The organism is Parageobacillus toebii NBRC 107807 (assembly GCF_003688615.2).
In the GTDB taxonomy this organism is placed as follows: Bacteria; Bacillota; Bacilli; order Bacillales; family Anoxybacillaceae; genus Parageobacillus_B; species Parageobacillus_B toebii.
On sequence record NZ_CP049703.1, the window covers coordinates 1,205,292 to 1,224,731 of the forward strand.

10 protein-coding genes and 2 pseudogenes are annotated in these 19,440 nt (G+C 44.4%); 11 read left to right on the plus strand and 1 reads right to left on the minus strand.

The window, feature by feature from the left end:
- The first annotated feature begins 5 nt into the window (after positions 1-5).
- From gatA to DER53_RS06280, 6 genes are all read left to right on the plus strand, one after another.
- Positions 6-1,466: an Asp-tRNA(Asn)/Glu-tRNA(Gln) amidotransferase subunit GatA gene (gene gatA, locus DER53_RS06255; protein ID WP_062755910.1), complete on the plus strand. Its 1,461-nt coding sequence runs from the start codon at positions 6-8 to the stop codon at positions 1,464-1,466.
- A gap of 13 nt (positions 1,467-1,479) precedes the next feature.
- Entirely contained in the window at positions 1,480-2,910 is a 1,431-nt protein-coding gene (gatB, locus tag DER53_RS06260) for an Asp-tRNA(Asn)/Glu-tRNA(Gln) amidotransferase subunit GatB (protein WP_062755908.1), read from the plus strand.
- 357 nt (positions 2,911-3,267) lie between these two features.
- Positions 3,268-4,281 (plus strand): TAXI family TRAP transporter solute-binding subunit, encoded by a 1,014-nt coding sequence (locus DER53_RS06265; RefSeq protein WP_012749033.1) that lies wholly within the window; start codon positions 3,268-3,270, stop codon positions 4,279-4,281.
- 161 nt (positions 4,282-4,442) lie between these two features.
- On the plus strand, positions 4,443-6,431 hold the full coding sequence (locus DER53_RS06270; protein WP_062755906.1) for a TRAP transporter permease: 1,989 nt from the start codon (positions 4,443-4,445) through the stop codon (positions 6,429-6,431).
- 130 nt (positions 6,432-6,561) lie between these two features.
- Positions 6,562-7,944, plus strand: a complete 1,383-nt coding sequence (locus DER53_RS06275; protein WP_062755904.1) for an aspartate aminotransferase family protein — start codon at positions 6,562-6,564, stop codon at positions 7,942-7,944.
- A gap of 43 nt (positions 7,945-7,987) precedes the next feature.
- Positions 7,988-8,836 (plus strand): MurR/RpiR family transcriptional regulator, encoded by an 849-nt coding sequence (locus tag DER53_RS06280; RefSeq protein ID WP_012749036.1) that lies wholly within the window; start codon positions 7,988-7,990, stop codon positions 8,834-8,836.
- Between the two features lie 12 nt (positions 8,837-8,848).
- Here the strand turns inward: DER53_RS06280 and DER53_RS06285 are convergent, their stop codons facing one another.
- The gene (locus DER53_RS06285) at positions 8,849-9,196 is read right to left on the minus strand and encodes a hypothetical protein (RefSeq protein WP_062755902.1); all 348 of its coding nucleotides are present in this window, start codon (positions 9,194-9,196) and stop codon (positions 8,849-8,851) included.
- A gap of 133 nt (positions 9,197-9,329) precedes the next feature.
- Between DER53_RS06285 and DER53_RS06290 the strand changes: the two genes are divergently transcribed.
- From DER53_RS06290 to DER53_RS06310, 5 genes and pseudogenes are all read left to right on the plus strand, one after another.
- Complete coding sequence (locus tag DER53_RS06290) at positions 9,330-10,412, plus strand: RNA-guided endonuclease InsQ/TnpB family protein (protein ID WP_015863580.1); 1,083 nt, start codon at positions 9,330-9,332, stop codon at positions 10,410-10,412.
- A 175-nt stretch (positions 10,413-10,587) separates the two neighbouring features.
- Positions 10,588-12,100 (plus strand): annotated as a pseudogene (locus DER53_RS06295) (TIGR02677 family protein).
- A complete protein-coding gene (locus tag DER53_RS06300) occupies positions 12,090-13,256 on the plus strand; it encodes a TIGR02678 family protein (protein WP_012749045.1) in 1,167 nt (388 codons plus the stop codon). Before DER53_RS06295 ends, DER53_RS06300 begins: the two are co-directional and overlap by 11 nt.
- Positions 13,246-17,377, plus strand: a pseudogene (locus DER53_RS06305) (TIGR02680 family protein). The gene DER53_RS06300 and the pseudogene DER53_RS06305 overlap by 11 nt, the downstream one beginning before the upstream one ends.
- Positions 17,374-18,705: a TIGR02679 family protein gene (locus DER53_RS06310; RefSeq protein ID WP_244319638.1), complete on the plus strand. Its 1,332-nt coding sequence runs from the start codon at positions 17,374-17,376 to the stop codon at positions 18,703-18,705. The pseudogene DER53_RS06305 and the gene DER53_RS06310 overlap by 4 nt, the downstream one beginning before the upstream one ends.
- Positions 18,706-19,440: the final 735 nt, after the last annotated feature.

Below are 19,440 nucleotides of genomic sequence, written 5' to 3' on the forward strand. Positions count from 1 at the left end.
AAGCAATGTCATTATTTGACCATAAAATTTCCGAATTACATCGTTTATTACATAAAAAAGAAATTTCTGTTTCCGATTTAGTGGATGAATCATTCCGCCGCATTGGCGAAGTGGAAGAACAAGTGCAAGCGTTTTTAACACTAAATGAAGAAAACGCGCGCGCGAAAGCGAAAGAGTTAGATGACAAGCTAGCGAAAGAAGGAAACGATTTTGGCGTGCTTTTTGGCATGCCGATTGGCATTAAAGATAATATTGTAACAAAAGGGCTTCGCACGACATGTGCAAGCAAAATTTTATATAACTTTGACCCAATTTATGACGCAACGGTTATGGAGCGCTTAAACGAAGCCGGTGCGATTACGATTGGAAAATTAAACATGGACGAGTTTGCCATGGGGTCTTCTACGGAAAACTCCGGTTTTCAGCTCACGCGCAACCCGTGGGATTTAGAGCGCGTACCGGGCGGCTCCAGCGGCGGTTCCGCTGCGGCAGTAGCGGCAGGCGAAGTACCGTTTGCTTTAGGTTCTGATACGGGCGGTTCGATTCGCCAGCCGGCGGCATTTTGTGGAGTTGTCGGGCTGAAACCTACATACGGCCGTGTATCGCGCTTCGGGCTTGTCGCGTTTGCCTCTTCACTTGACCAAATCGGCCCGATTACGCGTACGGTAGAGGATAACGCCTACTTATTGCAAGTCATCGCTGGTTTAGATCCAATGGATTCGACATCGGCAAACGTAGAAGTGCCAAATTACGTAGAGGCGCTTACCGGCGACATTAAAGGCTTAAAAATCGCCGTGCCGAAAGAATATTTAGGCGAAGGTGTTGCGGAAGAGGTTCGCCAATCCGTCCTTGATGCATTAAAAGTATTGGAAAAATTAGGAGCGACATGGGAAGAAGTATCACTTCCGCACTCGAAGTATGCGCTGGCGACTTACTATTTGCTTGCTTCTTCGGAAGCATCCGCGAACCTTGCCCGCTTTGACGGTGTGCGTTACGGATACCGCACGGATAATGCGAAAAACTTGATCGATATGTACAAACAAACGCGCAGCGAAGGCTTCGGCAACGAAGTGAAACGCCGCATCATGCTTGGGACGTTCGCGTTAAGCGCCGGATATTATGACGCGTATTATAAAAAGGCGCAACAAGTGCGGACATTAATCAAACAAGATTTCGAAAAGGTATTTGAGAAATACGACGTCATTATCGGACCAACGACGCCGACACCAGCATTTAAAATCGGTGAAAAAACGCACGACCCGCTAACGATGTACGCGAACGACATTTTAACGATTCCAGTAAACCTTGCCGGCGTTCCTGGAATCTCCGTACCGTGCGGATTTGTGAACGGCTTGCCGGTCGGCTTGCAAATTATCGGCAAACATTTTGATGAAAGCACAATTTACCGCGTCGCTCATGCGTTCGAGCAAGCGACTGACTATCATAAACAAAAACCAGCGTTATAAGGGGGGAAACATGATGAATTTTGAAACGGTCATTGGTCTTGAAGTTCACGTTGAGCTAAAGACAAAATCGAAAATTTTCTCCAGTAGTCCAAATGCGTTCGGAGCGCCCCCAAACACGCAAACGAACGTGATCGATTTAGGCTATCCAGGGGTTCTTCCGGTATTGAATAGACAAGCGGTAGAATTTGCGATGAAGGCAGCGATGGCGCTAAACTGCGAAATCGCGACCGAAACGAAATTTGACCGTAAAAACTATTTTTATCCGGATAACCCAAAAGCGTACCAAATTTCGCAATATGACCAGCCGCTTGGCAAAAACGGCTGGATTGAAATCGAAGTGAACGGCAAAAAGAAAAAAATCGGCATCACCCGCATTCATTTAGAAGAAGACGCAGGGAAACTGACGCATACCGGAGATGGATATTCACTTGTCGATTTCAACCGCCAAGGCACTCCATTAATTGAGATTGTGTCAGAACCGGACATTCGTTCGCCAGAAGAAGCGTATGCGTATTTGGAAAAATTAAAATCGATCATCCAATATACAGGCGTTTCCGATTGTAAAATGGAAGAAGGTTCGCTTCGCTGCGACGCGAACATTTCCCTTCGTCCAATTGGTTCAGACAAATTCGGCACGAAAACAGAGTTGAAAAACTTAAACTCATTTAACTTTGTGCGCATGGGGCTCGAATACGAAGCAAAGCGGCAAGAGAAAATTTTGCTTTCCGGCGGCGTCATCCAGCAAGAAACGCGTCGCTTTGACGAAGCGACAAAAACAACGGTGCTCATGCGCGTCAAAGAAGGTTCGGAAGACTACCGCTACTTCCCAGAACCAGACCTTGTTATGCTATATATCGACGACGAGTGGAAAGAACGCGTTCGCGCTTCGATTCCAGAGCTTCCAGACGCGCGCAAAAAACGCTATATCGAAGAGCTTGGCTTGCCGGAATACGATGCGAAAGTATTAACGCTGACGAAAGAAATGGCCGATTTCTTCGAAGCGACGGTCGCAAACGGAGCAGATCCGAAATTGGCGTCCAACTGGCTCATGGTTGAAGTATCTGGCTATTTAAACGCAGAACAAAAAGAACTGCATGAGATCGCGCTGACGCCAGAAAGCTTAGCGGGCATGATTAAGCTCATTCAAAACGGCACGATTTCGTCGAAAATCGCGAAAAAAGTGTTTAAAGAACTCGTCGAAAAAGGCGGAGACCCAGAGAAGATTGTCAAAGAAAAAGGGCTTGTGCAAATTTCCGATGAGGCGACATTGCGCAAAATCGTCATCGAAGTATTGGATGCTAATCCGCAATCCGTTGAAGACTATAAAAACGGAAAAGACCGCGCGCTTGGTTTCTTAGTCGGCCAAGTGATGAAAGCGACAAAAGGACAAGCCAACCCGCCGCTTGTCAATAAGTTGTTAGTAGAAGAAATTAACAAACGATAAACAAGTTAAAGCTGGCTGCATCAAGCCAGCTTTTTATTTTTATCTTAATTTTATGATGCTACAATCAGTTAAGCTTGAAGTCGAAAAAAGCGGGATACCAAGAGGCGATTTTGCCGATGCTTTGAGAAGATATAGGAAGGAAAAGTCGGATTTTTCATGATAAATTCGTCTTTTTTCTTTTAAATAACAAGTTATTAAAACGCAATGTTAGCGTGGAATGTTCTTGGGAATAATAGAAAAATTTTATAAAAAAATAATATTATAAAAATATACAATAGTTTTTTTATTTATGTTATTCTATATTGTAAGCAGAATTATTAACTTTTATGTAAAAAAATAACAATAGGAGGGATGAGGATGTTGAGGAAAAGATCCATATTGCTTACTTTATTGTGTACAATTATGTTAATTATTGCTACTGCTTGCAGCGGTGGCGGCAATGAAGCGAAAAATGAAAATAAAGGAAAAAGCAGTGGGAAAAGCGGAGATACGGTTGACCTCTTGATGGGGACAGGAAGCCAAGGGGGTACATATTATCCACTTGGAGCAGAAATGGCCAATGTTTGGAATAAAAATATTAAAAGTATCAATGTTACATCCACTGAATCTGGTGCCTCTGTTGAAAACCTCGCCAAAATTGCTAATGGAGAATTCGATTTAGGGATGACTGTAAACCTTCCGGCATATGATGCTTACGAAGGAAAAGGAGATTTTAAAGGAAGAAAAGTAGAGAATTTCGCGTTTATCGGCCATATTTATCCAGAAGTATTGCAAATTGTGACGAGAGAAAGTTTCGGGATTAATTCTATCGCTGACTTAAAAGGAAAACGGATCGCAATCGGACCGCCAGGAAGTGGTACGCAATCAGCCGCAAAAATCGTATTAGAAGCTTTCGGTATTAAAGACGGTGACTATGAAGCTTATCAAGAAGGCTTCGGTGATGCGAAAGCGAAGCTGCAAGACGGCACGATTGACGCATCGTTCGGATTGCTTGGCCTGCCTGATGCCGGAATTGATGAACTGCAAGCATCTGTAAAAGACGTGAAACTTTTAGAAATTACTGGTGAAGAACTGGCTTATGTTGAAAAGAACAGCGGCTACACTCGATATACGATGAAAGCCGGTTCATATGAATGGTTGAAAAAAGATGTCAGTACTGTTTCCGCGTTTGCGATTTTAGTCGCTAATACAGATACAGTGGATGATGAGACAGCGTATCAGCTTGCGAAAGTAATGATTGAAAAAGCAAATGAAAACACACACCAACAGGCAAAACATATGACAAAAGAAAACGCATTGAATGGACGCGGAAATTTACCAATTCATCCAGGTGCAGAAAAATACTATAAAGAAATTGGTATCCTTAAGTAATAAAAAGGGCCAGACTAAGCGTCCTGGTCCTTTTTTCAATAATTCTCCTATCACAAAATCTCTTGTTTTTCCATTAATCTTAACGATGTGCTCCCTATGATTTTACTGTTGCCTATTTCAACCGGTAACAAGTAATTAACTTCATTTAGGTGGTGATGACGATGAAATGGCGTAAAAAAAAAGATATGAAAGAAAAGCCGCTTGAAGAATTGTCTCAAGAGGAAATACTAGAAAAATATGACCGAGAAAGTTCCTACAGAAAAAATCTCGGGAAATGGTCATGGGTTGTCCTCTTTTTAGGTGTATCATTAACGTTGTTCCATTTGTACACAGGGTATCGCGGCGCGTTTGAAGCGAGAATTCAAGGTCCTATACACCTAGGAACCGCTTTAGGCCTCATTTTTTTGCTTTATCCGATTAAAAAAGGATTGCATCGGAAACAAAAGGGAGTTCCTTGGTATGATGTCGTGCTTGCTTTCACAGCGCTCGGGGTTGGCTATTATAATGTGATTAATTACGAGGAGCTTGTAGCGCAAAAAATCGTGTTTGGGTATTCGCAAATGGATATTATTGTTGCTTCCCTTGGTGTACTGTTAGTGCTTGAAGCGGCAAGAAGATGCGTAGGTTTGCCAATCGTGGCAGTAGCGGGTGTAGCAATTTTATACGCGTTATACGGAAATCATATTCCAACGAAAATGTTTGCCCATCGTGGATTTTCATGGGAAAAGTTAGCAACTGATTTGTATTTAACGACAAAAGGAATATTTAGTACGCCAATTCAAGTGTCATCCACATTTATCTTCTTGTTTTTATTTTTCGGAGTGATGCTCATTCGGACTGGAGTTGGTCAATTTTTCAATGACGTAGCGTTTGCGTTAACAGGAAGATTTATTGGAGGACAGGCGAAAGCAGCAGTTGTTGCGAGCGCCTTGGAAGGAATGGTCTCGGGAAGCTCTGTCGCGAACACGGTAGGATCGGGAGCGTTTACGATTCCAATGATGAAAAAGGCGGGTTATAAGCCGGAATTTGCCGCAGCTGTAGAAGCTTCCGCATCAACCGGTGGGCAAATTATGCCACCAGTAATGGGAGCGGCCGCATTTATTATGGCTTCGTATACAAACACGCCGTATAGCCAAATCATGTTGGCTGCGATCATTCCTGCCATTTTATACTTCCTCGGTGTATTTTTAGGCGTACACTTCGAATCGAAAAAACAGGGGATTATCGGCACACCGAAATCGCAGTTGCCAAGCTTTCGGAAACTGATGACAGAACGCGGATATTTGATTTTGCCGCTTATAGTCATTTTTTACACATTACTGACTGGTAAAACGCCGATGCGCGCTGCTTTAGTGGCGATTTTAGTCGCGTTTCTTGTCAGCTTAGTACGCAAAGAAACAAGAATGACACCATGGCAAATTGTAAAAACGCTTGAGGAAGGTGCTCGAACCGCGCTTCCAGTCATCGCAGCATGTGCAGCCGCGGGAATTATTGTCGGTGTTGTCGTCCAAACGGGATTAGGCGGAAGAATAGCAAATGGCATTATTACGTTAGGTGGAGGATCATTAATTTTAACGTTATTCTTTACCATGATTGCCTGCCTTATTTTGGGAATGGGGTTGCCGACAACGGCAAACTATATCGTAACCGCGACGATGGTTGCGCCAGCGTTAGTATTAGGGTTGGACGTTCCAGTTTTAGCTGCTCATATGTTCGTCTTCTATTTCGGAATTGTCGCTGATATTACGCCGCCTGTCTGTTTGGCAGCATATGCGGGTGCGGGACTGGCGGGAGCGAACCCGTTTATGACAGGAGTAAGGGCGTTTTCGTTGGCGACGGCGGCGTATATCATCCCATACGTATTTGTTATGAACCCGCAAATGATTTTAATTGACGTTAAACCGCTGTTTTTAACGATTTGCGTGGTCACAGCGATTATTGGCATGATCGGTGTAAGCAGCGCCATGGTTGGTTACCTTGTCAGAAAGGCGTATGTTTGGGAGCGGATTGTCTTATTTATCGCTGGTCTTCTTCTCATCTCGCCAAATATTACGTTTAGTGTAATTGGAAGCGTGCTATTAATTGCCGTTGCTGTGATTCAATCAAGAAGACCGAAAGAAACAAATAACCTTTTCACCGCGACCATGTAGTATTGGAGGGAAAGAGGGTGATTTTTGATCATCCTCTTTTTTTATTTACATATAGGCAAAAATCCTGTAATATGAAATAAAAATTTCATATAATTTTATAAAATGAAAAATAAATTTCAAAGAGGTGTTCATGGTGGAAATCGAGCAGATAGAAGCGATTGCTAGTAGTATGAAACGCTCCTTTCATTTGTATGAAAAAGCGAAGGAAGTCATACCAGGAGGCGTCACGGCAAATATTAAATATTTCGCGCCGCACCCGATTATCATGGAAAGAGGAAAAGGCAGCCGCCTAGTCGATGTCGATGGAAATGAATATGTCGATTATTTACTTTGTTACGGTGCGCTTATTTTAGGACATGGCCATCCGAAAGTAATCGAATCGATCATGAGACAGATTATTACGGACGGAACGACCGTATTTGGCGCGCCACACATGCTCGAAACGTTGATGGCGAAAAAAATTATTCAAGCATTTCCAAGCATGGAAATGGTTCGTTATACAAATTCCGGTTTAGAAGCTACATTACTTGCCATTCGCTTAGCACAAGCGTTCACGGGAAAAACAGCTATCGCAAAATTCGAAGGACATTATCACGGTGGATATGATCAAGTGTTAATTAGTGTAAATCCGTCGGTTACCGAAGCGGGAGACGAAAAAGAGCCGAAAGCGGTGCCTGAGTCGAAAGGAATCCCTCCCCAATATACGGATGAAACGATTATTTTGCCGTTTAACGATGTTGAGGCAACGGAAGCGATTTTGCGGAAACATAAAAATCGACTTGCAGCAGTTATTTTAGAGCCGGTTCAAGGTGGCTTTATTCCGGCAGATGCAATTTTTATGAAAGAGCTTCGCGCCATAACGAAAGAACTTGGCATCGTCCTTATTTTCGATGAAGTAAAAACGGGATTCCGTATCACTTACGGAGGGGCACAAACGGTTTACGGCATCGCGCCTGATCTTACCGCATTAGGAAAAGTGTTAGGAGGTGGATTCCCGATCGGAGTGGTCGGAGGGAAAAAAGAAATTATGGAACAAATGGACCCGCGCCGCGGCAAAGACGCACTGTCAATAGAAACAGATAAAGCGAACAAAGGGGATGTCCTGTTCCATAGCGGCACGTATAACGGTCATCCGACTGTTTTAGCGGCAGGGCTGGCAACATTAGACGTCTTACAGCAGCCGGAAACGATGCCGCGTCTATTACAAATGACGAACATGCTCCGCGAAGGATTGGAAGCGGTGTACCGTGCTTATGGCATACCAATGAAAACGGTCGGATTAGGAAGCATCTTCAACATCGTCTTGACCGAACAAGATGTAAAAAATTATCGCGATTTAACAAAAGCAAATATGAAATTGCGGGAAGAAATCGATTACGAACTGTTGGGACACGGCGTGTATACGAAACCTGGCAATCGCTATTCGATGTCCGTCGTTCATACGGAAGAAGATATCGCATGGACGATAGAAGCGCATGAAAAAGCTATTCGAAAGGTAAAAAATCGTTTATAATGGACACACCAACAAATCGTTGTGAGAAAAGGGCTGAAAAACGATGAATGAAGTGTATCGATTAATCGCCGAAAAACTGCCAGAAATGAGTCGAGCACAGCGGAAAATCGCGAAATACGTATTAAACAATCCTGAAGCGGTTCCGTTTTTCACGGTCGGAAAGCTTGCGAAAATGGCAGGAGTGAGCGAAGCGACTGTTGTCCGCTTCGCAACGTTTTTAGGATTTTCGGGATATCCAGAGTGGCAACAGGCGATGCAAGAATCGATGAAGCGGCAATTGACAACGGTGGAGAGATTGAAAATTTCCGAAGAAGTGTACGATTCGGAAGACAAATCGATTTTCGAAATGTTTCAAGAAGACATCGAAAGAATTAAAGCAATGTCGGTGCAAATCGACATGGATTTGTTCTATCAAGCGGTGCAATACATTACCGACGCGAAACGAATATTTATTATCGCAAACCGAAGCGCGGTTTCATTAGGACTGTTTTTAGAATTTTATTTCGACATATTGTTTGAGAATGCGGAGCTCATTCGTAATCCGCACGGCATATCGGAAAAACTGTTTCGCCTTAATAAAGACGATGTCGTTATTGGTTTAAGTTTTGCTCGCTACACAAAAAGTACCATTGAAGCGGTCGCTTTCGCCAAAGACCGCGGCGCAAAAATTATTGTCATTACGGACCATCTATTATCACCGCTGGTATCGTACGGAGACGTCACGTTATGTGCTCCGACGGAAATGCCGTCGTTTATTGACTCGTTCGTTGCGCCGTTAAGTTTAGTGAACGCACTCATTACCGAAGTCGGCCGGAGAAAGCGTAGCGAAGTCGAAAAGCATTTATCTGATTTAGAAGAAATTTGGGAAAGATTCCATATTTTTTATGAGTAAAATGATGTGGACCTATTCCAAGAATGTTGGAATGGGTCTTTTTATTTCACCGGCTCGACTCGTTTCTATTATAATTGCTTTTGTTTCGTTGATTTTTTGGTCGAGAACAATGATGGAGTTTTCTACGTTTGTCAAGCGTTCCTTCACGATGGTCATTTCTTCTCCTAAGGCGGATAATCGTTCTTCAATGGCAGACACTCGCCCTTCAACAGCGGTCAACCGCTCTTCAACAGTGGTCAGCCGTTCTTCGACATGACTCATCTGCTTTTCCAATTTGTCGACACGATTGTTTAATGTTTGGATGTCGTTGCGTGTGAGTTTTACCTCTTGAAGAATTTCTTGTAGTAGCGTCTCTACCATGTTTTCACGAGAACATCCGCCGGAAGCCCACTGCTTTAGCTGTGGAAGGAAGGCGGGGTTTATATTTTCAATATATATTGAATTTTTCGTTCAATATAAGTACACTGGATTTAGAAAGGTAGGTGAATCAAGAATGCTCTGCACTCTCAAGATTAAATTAATGCCAACTCTTGAACAGTTTCATGCGCTGCTGGAAACAATGAAACGGTTTAACCAAGCATGCAACTATATTAGCGAGATTGCTTTTCGCTCCAGAACCTTTTCCAAAACGAAAATCCAGCGGCTTTGCTACTATGACGTCAGGGAAAAATTTGGCCTCTCTGCCCAAATGACCGTTCGTGCCATCGGCAAAGTGTCGGAAAGCTATCGTTTGGATAAAAAAACCTTGCATAACTTTAAAGAAACCGGTGCCATCGTGTATGATGAAAGAATCCTGTCCTTTAAAGGGTTAGAGTATGCTTCCATCCTTACCTTGCAAGGAAGAATGGAAATCCCTATGGTCATTAGCCGCTACCATCAAGGTTTGCTGTGCGGCAACCGTGTTCGGGGTCAAGCCGATTTAGTCCTTCAAAACGGTATTTTTTATTTACTGCTCGTGGTGGACGTTCCCGAAGGCCAGCCCAATTCCGAAAACGGATTTATCGGTGTGGACCTTGGCATCATTAATATCGCCGTCGATAGCACCGGTGAGGTATTTTCCGGCTCGAAGGTCAACGGGCTGCGCCGCCGCCATGCGAAACTTCGCGCCAAACTCCAAAAGAAAGGCACCAAGTCAGCGAAACGCCTGCTTAAAAAGCGTTCCAAGAAGGAAAAACTATTTGCCCGTGATGTGAACCACTGCATTAGCAAGAAGATTGTTGAAAAGGCAAAGGCACTCGGATGCGGCATTGCCCTTGAAGATTTAAAGGGCATCCGCCAACGCACCGAGAAAACGGTTAAAAAGCAACAGCGTCGTCAACACTCTTCTTGGTCTTTTTATCAGTTGAGAAAGTTTATTGAGTATAAAGCGGCGATCGCTGGCGTGCCGGTGGTATTGGTTCATCCAAAAAATACTTCCCGCACCTGTCCGGTTTGCGGACATGTGGCCAAAGAAAACAGACCGTCAAGGGATCAGTTTTGTTGTCGAGCTTGTGGGTACGCTGCCCCTGCCGACAACGTGGCTGCGGAAAACATCCGCAGGGCTGCTGTCAACCAGCCGAACGCGGCAGCCAATTAGGCTAGTTGCAAGCCCACGGCTTTAGCCGTTGGGTAGTTGACCTCCTTTATTCCCCAATATATATCAAGCATTCCGACAAACGCCATGTCGAATGGAATAGATTTTTAGTGGAGTAATTGTTCGATATTTACTACAATGGAAATAGATGATCTGAAGAACGATAAGGAGAATGGACATGGATGCTTCCTGGCTAAAGCCGATTTCGGAGGTAAAGTATTTAGCGGTGGACAATGCGTATCGCTATCGCGCGATTTTGCGCTATTTTTACACACAGCACGAACGGATGCGGCAATATTTGTTTCCAGAAGAAGTGTATGCGTTTTTAAAACAGCACGATGAATTTCGGGATTATACAGAAGACGATCTGCAGCAAGACTTAGATCAACTCGTCAAATGGAAAAACTTGATTGCGAGACAAGAAACAACACATATTCGCACGATCGAGGAGTTTAAAAAGAAGCGTTTTCGCTATCAATGCAGCCCGTATACGGTCGAAATCGAGCGCATGATCCGTACGCTCGAGCAGCTTGGCGATTCGTTTGGCGGGTCATTGGAAAAAACGCGATTTGACCGCCTGTATACCTCGCTTGTCCGCATCGAAACAATTATCAAAAACGGATTTGCGGAAAAAACGAGATGAGATGAACCAAGTATGGGAAGAAACATTTGACTATTTCAAAAAAATCATTCAAAATTCTGCCGACTATATCGCTTACTTGAACAGCGAAAACATGGAAGAACAAATGATGTCGGATGCGTTTCTCGTATACAAGGAAAAGTTCACAGCGTATTTGCGAGATTTTATCCTCGCGTTGCAAAAAACATCGATGCAAATTGAAAAACTGCTCGAAGACTTGCAGGAAGAAGAAGTACGTCAGTTTGTTCATCATGTCGTAGACTATCAAATGACGATTCCGCGTTGGGAAGATCTTTCGCTTACAAGAGAGCAGATGGTGGAAGAACGGATGGAAACATGGCGCAGCTTAAAAGAATGGTTTTTAGGCCGGAACGGGCATGACAGTGAATTGGCGTTTTTGCAGAAACAAACGAACGAGGCGATCCGCCGTATTACAAGGGTTGTGCAGCGGCTTGGCGAGCGGCACCATCATTTTCGCAGCCGAAAAAAAGATTATTTGTATCTAGCACAATGGTTTTCTAAACTCGATTCGCTAGAAGATGCGCATAAATTGTCATCAGTTGTGTTTGGCTGTTTTCACACAAAACATTTGGTGACGGACAATGATGCGACCGAAGATATGTATCGCGACATTTGGGAGGAAGCACCAAGCGAATGGACGGTGAAGCCGCGCGTCCGTCATTATCAGGAAAAGAAAAAACCAGAGGCGATGATGGATCACGAAGAAAAAAAGAAACAAACCATGAAAGAATTTTTGCAACAGAAGCAGCAGGAAGAAGAAGAACTAAAACAGCTCATTCAGCATGATAAAATCGTTTTGCGCGACTTGCCAACGGTGGCTTCGCACATTCGGAAAACATTATTGAGCTGGATTGCGAAAGCGATGACGCGCGAAGATCGAGTCGTGAAAACGGAAATTGGCTGGAAGGTGAAAATTGTCAAAAAAGACGATTCATTTATTGAATTACACGCGGAAGACGGAACGATGATCATGCCGAATTACGAAATTCATTTTCTTGAGAGTAGGGAGGAGCTAGTGAGTGGAGCGTGATTTTGATGAAAAGGCGAAAATAGCACTAAAAGTGTTACTGGAAAACTTTTGGATTACCCGCGAGCGTGACCCGGAATTGTTTCAGCTGATTCGCGAACGAGAAAATATCGTAAAACGTTATGTGCAAGAAAAATTCGGTTATCGCCTCATTGTTCACCGTTATTTTGCTAAACTTGAAAAAATACCGGCGGAACCTGAGGCATGGATGGGAATAGAATCATTTCAAGAACCGCTTGATTACGCGTTGTTTTGTTGCTTGATGGCATATTTAGAAGGAAAGGAAGTGGAAGAAAAATTTTTGCTGTCGGATGTCTGTGAGGAAATAAAAGCGATGTATCCAGGGGAAGTTCCGCTTGATTGGACGAACTACCAGCAGCGGCGCGCGCTGATCCGTGTATTAAAAACCGCTGAAGAACTTGGGGTCGTGAAGCGGGTGGACGGCGAAATCGAAGGATTCGCCCAGCGGGAAGACCATGAAGCGCTATATGAAGTCCCCGTGCTTTCTCGTTATTTTATGCGTTCCTATCCGAAAGATTTGACGCAGTACAAAACGATGGAAGAATTGTTAGAAGAAGAGTGGAAAACCGCTCCGCAAGATTATCGGCGCCACCGCATTTATCGGCAACTGTTTTTATCTCCAGTTGTTTATCGACAACAAAAAGACGATCCTGACTTTTATTACTTGCGCAACTTTCGCCATCGATTGCGCGAAGATATTGAAGCGCATAGCGATTTTCGCTACGAACTGTATAAAAACGCCGCTTTGCTCACCCTTCCGGAACGGGAAAACGTATATACGCTGTTTCCCAACCAAAAAGGAACGTCAGATATTATTCTTCATTTCGCTTCTATTGTCCGTGAACATCTTCTAGATTATCCACCAGACGAATACGGGAAAATCAGAATGACACAAGCGGATTTTCAGCGGCTGCTTACAATATGCAAGGAGCGCTATGGAGAAGGATGGGGAAAAACGTATCGCGACATGACTCCAGCGCAGCTAACATCGGTGCTGTTGGAGGAATTAAAACAGTGGAAAATGGCGGATGTGGAAAAAGAAACGGGAATGATCATGCTATATCCACTGCTCGGACGGATAGTTGGCCATTATCCTCCCGATTTTATGAAGAAAGGAATGGATGATGATGACGAATAAATGGGTGCTCCATCGCGCGGGACTATTAAATTTTTGGTATTACGATGAAGAATATTTCCATTTTGCGGACGGCAGGCTGTTTCTCCGCGGCAGCAACGGTTCGGGAAAATCAGTGACGATGCAAAGCTTGATTCCTGTTTTGCTGGACGGAAAGAAAACCCCTGATCGCCTTGATCCGTTTGGGTCACGGGCGCGCCGCATGGAAGATTATTTGCTTGGGGAAAAGGAATTAGTTGATCGTGATGAACGGACAGGCTATTTATTTTTGGAATATAAACGAAAACATAGCGACCATTATATCACAACCGGAATCGGTTTAAGGGCGAAACGCCAGAAAGGCATGGATTTTTGGGGATTTGTCATTTTTGACAACCGCCGCATCGGTAAAGATATTACATTGTACAAAAAGGAAAAAACGGGAGAAAAAATCCCGCTGACAAAACGAGAATTAATCACGGTGCTTGGCGACGGCGGAACGGTTGTCGATACGCAAAAAGAGTATATGGAGCTTGTCAATAAATATATTTTCCGTTTCGAATCGCTCGAAGCGTTTCAAGAATTGATCGAGCTTTTGATTCAGCTTCGCAGTCCGAAATTATCGAAAGATTTCAAGCCGACGGTCATTTACGAAATTCTCGAAAGCTCGCTGCCGGCGTTGACGGATGACGAATTGCGACATTTATCGGAAACGATTGAAAACATGGACCAAGCAAAGCAGCAGCTGGAACAGTTGGAACGGGATGAAGCGTCGCTGCGTCGACTCTGCCAGCACTATCAGCAATATAACGAATATATGATATGGGAAAAAGCGAACGAATGGCTCAAAGCAGCAAAACAAGAGGAAAAATTAACGGAAGAGCGCGAGCAGTGCCTCCGCGATCAAGAGCGGTATGCAGCACGAAAAGAAGAGCTGGCAACGGAAATTCAGGGCTTACAAAATGAGCAAGCGGTGCTTCGCAAACGGGAGCTGGATTTAGCGAGCCACGAAGTGTTTCGGGCCGAAGAAAAATATCGGGAAACGAAACAGCGCCTTGCGAACGTGCAAGATCAAATAATGAAAGAAGAACGTTATCTTGATGATAAGCAACAACAAGAGCGCAAGTTGAAACAAGAGATTGCCAAAAGCGAAGACGTTCTTTACCAGTCTGCGCAAACGATCGACGAACAACTGGAAGAATTGCGCTATGCCGCGCTTGAAAGTGCCTTTGCCTCACATGAACTAAATGAAGAAGACTTTCAGCGGCATCGAAACGAGCCGTTTGACTTTACGCTTTGGCGAAAAGAAGCGGAAGCGTATGAAAAACGGTTAGAGGAAATATTGTCGCTTTGGACGCGCCATGATGACCTCAAGCGCCGATACGAAGACGCATACCACGAGCTTGGAGAACAGCAGCGTTTACTAGACAATCTCCATAATGACGCGAAAAAATGGCACGAGCTATTGGAAATGGAAAAATCGCGCCTGCAGGAAGCGGTGTTTGCCTGGAAAGAAGCACATCCTGATATTCCGATCGATGAAGAAACAATCCAATCGTTTTTTGCGTTATTTAAACGAGCTATATGAACGCTATCATTTTGAAGATGTAAAGAAACCGTTTGCCGACCGATATTATGAGGCGTTGGACCAGAAAAAAGCGGAAAAAGTGAGATGGGAACACGAAATCGAGCTAGTAAAACGAGAAATCGCAGAAACAGAAGAAGAGCTGCGCCGCTGGAAAGAACAAAAAGACCCTGAATTAGAGCATGACGAACAAACCGCACAAGCCCGCGCGGCTTTACAAGCACGAGGGGTTGCGTACGTGCCATTTTACGCAAGCGTCGAGTTTTACGACCACGTGCCAGAATCGTTGCGCGAACGAATCGAGTCATCGTTATACCACGCAGGGCTATTGGACGCGTTAGTGACCGAAACAGACGTTTCCATCGTGCATGACCGTATTCTCAAGCCAGATCCTGTGGAAATGGCACATACGCTTGCCGAATATTTGCGTCCCGATGTGGATGAAGACCTCGGTGTTTCCGCCGAGCGCATTGAATCTGTTCTTCGCAGCATTCTTATTTCTGATGAGGCGCAAGAAGGACGATTTGCGATGGACGAGTCGGGCCATTATTCGTTTGGGCTCCTTCAAGGCCATGCGCCGAAACGAGAACAAGCGATCTTTATCGGCCGCAACGCCCGCAAGCGGTGGCGCCTTTCCCAAATCGCGCAAATCGAGGAAAAGCTTCAACAACTAGATGAACTTCTTCAGCAAAAAAAGGAACAGCTTGCGCATGTGGAAGCAACAATTGCCTCCATCCATGAAGCGTTTCAAACGTTCCCGTCTGACCGCGATGTTCGCGCGGCCTTTGACGAATGGGACCGTACAAAACGCGCCATCACAAGCAAACAACAAGAAGTGGAACGAAAAAGCGAAAAATTGAATAGCATCGCCCGCGACTGGCAACAAGTAAAACAAACGCTTCGCGAAAAAGCGGAAGGACTCGATCTTGAATTTACAAAAGAGCGGTACGAAGAGGCGCGGCGATGGATGAAATTGTATACGGGCCATTTAACGGAATTGGTGCTGGAACACCGTTCGTTTCTCCATCAATTGCAAGTCAGCCGCTATCATCAAGACCAGCTTGAAACCGTCCAAGCGGAAATCGATGAAGCAAAAGGCGAAATCAATATATTAGCCAGCGAGCAACAACGCCTCCTTTTAGAAATACAACATATGGAACAAATGTTAAAACAGATGGGAGCGGATGACATTCGCGCGGAAATCTCCCGTGTGCGCGATCGCCTTGAATGGGTAAACAAGGCGTTGCCGGAAAAGATAAACGAACAAGCTCACATCGAACAAACGATCAAATCCACTCACCGTCAACTAGAAGAGTTAGAGCGAAAACTTCAATTTGCTAGCACGCTTGCAGCAGTATGGAAGCGATCGTTTATCGCAGAAGCGGAACACGGTCTTGTCGAAGTAGCGGAGAATGTAGATCCGCATGAACAAGCAAAAGATGTTGTTCGCCGCTACGGATCAATCGGAAAAGAACAAACGCGTTCATCCGTGATTGCTAAATTGAATAGCGTATTCTTCCAAGAAAGCGCGAATTTAGTGGAATACCGCCTATCTCAAGAACCTGTCGCATTAGAAGAGGAAAATCCGTTTGCTGGTATCGATTTGGACGAAGAAATGGAGTTAAAGGTGAGCGATTGGAAAGAAAAACGGGATCGGATCATTCTTTTGCTTGATTACAAAGGACAGCGCGTCACTCCGTTCTATTTATTAAAGGAAATGGAAAAAGACATTCTCCTTCAGCGGGAATACATTAATGAACAAGACCGCGAGTTGTACGAAGATATTATTTTAAAAACGGTCGGACGTATTTTGCGCAGCCGCATTCAGCGTGCCGAACGCTGGGTGAAAGACATGAACGCGCTCATGCAACAGCGAGATGCTTCTTCCGGATTATTGTTGTCCATTCAATGGAAACCGAAAACAGCGGAAACAGAAGAAGAAATGGATACGAAAGAGCTTGTTGAATTGTTGCGGATGAATTCGCGATTGTTAAAAGAAGAAGATTTGCAGCGGGTCACGATGCACTTCCGGTCCAAAATTAACCGCGCCCGTGAAATGTTAGAGGAGAAAGGGCAAGGAAACACGCTCCATCAAGTCATTAAAGAAGTGCTCGATTACCGGAAATGGTTTACGTTTACTCTCTATTATCAAAAAACAAATGAGCCAAAACGGGAATTAACGAACCAGCGATTTTATCAGTTTAGCGGCGGAGAAAAAGCGATGGCGATGTACATTCCGCTCTTTGCGGCCGCGTATGCCCGCTATCAAGAAGCAAGTGAGGAGGCGCCATACATCATTTCCCTTGATGAAGCGTTCGCCGGTGTGGATGAAAATAATATTCGCGATATGTTCGATCTTGTTGAATCGCTCGGCTTTAATTACATCATGAACTCGCAGGCGCTGTGGGGAGATTACGACACCGTGCCGTCGCTCTCCATTTGCGAGCTTGTGCGCCCGAAAAACGCTTCGCACGTCACCGTGATCCGCTATTATTGGAACGGAACGATGAAGCGGCTTGTGACAGATTGGGACGAACAAGAAATGGTGGTGAAACAATGAAATCATTGCCGGAACTAGCGGCGGAAGCGGTGCAATTTTTTCGCGGTGAAGCTGGATTTCACCGCCTTTTTTGCGAAATGAAAAAGAAGTACGAATCGCTCGGCCGCATTGGCGGCACGATTTCTCTCGCTTCTTTTACGAAAGAAGAAAAAGAAGCAATCGCGGTGTTTTTTGGGAAGGAAATGACGCGCGTTTCGCTACAGGCGTTTGCCAAACAACTGGATAAGACAAGATTTGCAGGTGTTTCACTGGAAGAGCTGTTAGTCCATTATTTTGGAGAACCGCTCGTCGCAAACAAAGAAAGGCGTGAAGCGGAACAACAAGAAAAAGCGGCGTTTTTCCAGCGTCTGATCGCCGCCTGTCCTAGTGGAGCGGAATGGCTTACGGCAGCGCTGGAGCACCCGAACAAATACCGCCTGCTTCATCAGGCGTACGCCCAGCAGCGCGAGGAGCTGTATGCGTCCCTTTGCATGGTTTGTGAAGCGATTCGCCAGCTGCCTGAAAAAGGAACATACGAACGTCTGCCGTTATTCGCGCAAAAAGTAACCGGAGACCCGCATGCGTTTGATTTGCACACGTTTCAAGGAAAACTGCTGCTATCCGCATTGGAATTTTACTCTCGAAAAAAATATCAGCTTTCGTCTGTAGAAGAAGTCAATGAACTATTGCAATCGTTCGGCATATTGCGCGAAGACATCCTCAATTTCGTGACGTGCGCGGGAATTTTGGCAGAAACGAAAGAGGGCATTCATCCCGTATTTTCCGCCGCTTGTGAAACGAATATGGCGCTGAATGTGCCGCTGAGGGAGATTGTCGGATTGAAACGAGCGTATCCTTCCAAAGGAACCATCGTCTTTGTCGTAGAAAACGCCGGCGTTTTTTCTGAACTGCTAGACGAAGCGATGCCAATCGTTAGTACAAACGGACAGCTCAATCTAGCAACGATGTTACTCCTTGACTCACTTGTCGAGTCGGGCGCACGTCTTTATTATTCGGGCGACTTTGACCCTGAAGGACTGAAAATGGCGGATCGGCTTGCCGGTCGATACGGAGAGAATCTTTCACTTTGGCATTTCACGCGTGAAGACTACTTCACCTCGATGCCGAGCGTGCCGCTTTCTGAGGAGCGGCTGGCAAAATTGCAATCGATCTCCTCTTCCGAACTGCAGCCAGTAAAGCAGGAGATCGAGCGGTGCAAGAAAGCGGGGTATCAGGAGGCGATTTTATTGATGCTTCGAGAAGATATAGAGAAGGAAAAGACGAATTTAAAAATGAAGATAGACATCGACATTCATGATACAAAAAATGCATTACCATCAGAAGAATGAAAAACAATTTTGTCGAAGTATCTCTTTGCGGCTGGGAGAATGAGGTCGTTTCTTATCTATATAAATCCAGTTTGAAATTCCGACATGTTTAACCAACACTTGTGTCTATGCTGCTCCTAAACGAGTAAATAAGGAAGCAGATCAATGAATGAATAGTAAGTAGATAAAATATATTTCGTGTTTCCAGATTCATCATCAAAATAGGAAGAAATGTAACGATAGTGCGATCGTATATAAACTATCATTCATGGCGAAAAAATTGTCGTCGACCTCCAATCATGCAAAAAGTGCGGGGGATCGATGACACTTCTTTTTTTTCTTTTCTTCCCTACAGCCATCAGTACTTTTTTGATATTGACGCAATTTTCAAACTGACGTATACTGTATGTATCCATTATTCGCCATCCTTGATATATTAGCATTTGTTGTGGGTTTTTATCTTACCTATGAGGAATTGAAACATGAAGAAGGGTGAAAATTATTCGTCAGTGAACTTGAGGTTTTTATCTTACCTATAAGGAATTGAAACCTTTTGTGTGAACCAAACGGTCAATCTCACGCAGATTCAGCTTTTATCTTACCTATGAGAAATGAAAACCAAGCTAAAAAAGGTTCTATTATTGTTTTTATCGTAATTATGAAATTGAACCAGCGTTCCAACGTGATATAATGAATTGGTAACTATTTATTTTTATCGCGCCTACGAGTAATTGCGTAGTGTTCCGGCAGCTTTCC

Excerpts from the sequence above, each read along its gene's own strand:
- DER53_RS06265 (WP_012749033.1), top strand. The coding sequence starts at position 3,268 with ATGTTGAGGAAAAGATCCATATTGCTTACTTTATTGTGTACAATTATG.
- DER53_RS06310 (WP_244319638.1), top strand. The coding sequence starts at position 17,374 with ATGAAATCATTGCCGGAACTAGCGGCGGAAGCGGTGCAATTTTTTCGC.
- DER53_RS06285 (WP_062755902.1), bottom strand. The coding sequence starts at position 9,196 with ATGGTAGAGACGCTACTACAAGAAATTCTTCAAGAGGTAAAACTCACA.
- DER53_RS06290 (WP_015863580.1), top strand. The coding sequence starts at position 9,330 with ATGCTCTGCACTCTCAAGATTAAATTAATGCCAACTCTTGAACAGTTT.
- gatB (WP_062755908.1), top strand. The coding sequence starts at position 1,480 with ATGAATTTTGAAACGGTCATTGGTCTTGAAGTTCACGTTGAGCTAAAG.
- DER53_RS06270 (WP_062755906.1), top strand. The coding sequence starts at position 4,443 with ATGAAATGGCGTAAAAAAAAAGATATGAAAGAAAAGCCGCTTGAAGAA.
- DER53_RS06275 (WP_062755904.1), top strand. The coding sequence starts at position 6,562 with ATGGTGGAAATCGAGCAGATAGAAGCGATTGCTAGTAGTATGAAACGC.
- DER53_RS06280 (WP_012749036.1), top strand. The coding sequence starts at position 7,988 with ATGAATGAAGTGTATCGATTAATCGCCGAAAAACTGCCAGAAATGAGT.
- gatA (WP_062755910.1), top strand. The coding sequence starts at position 6 with ATGTCATTATTTGACCATAAAATTTCCGAATTACATCGTTTATTACAT.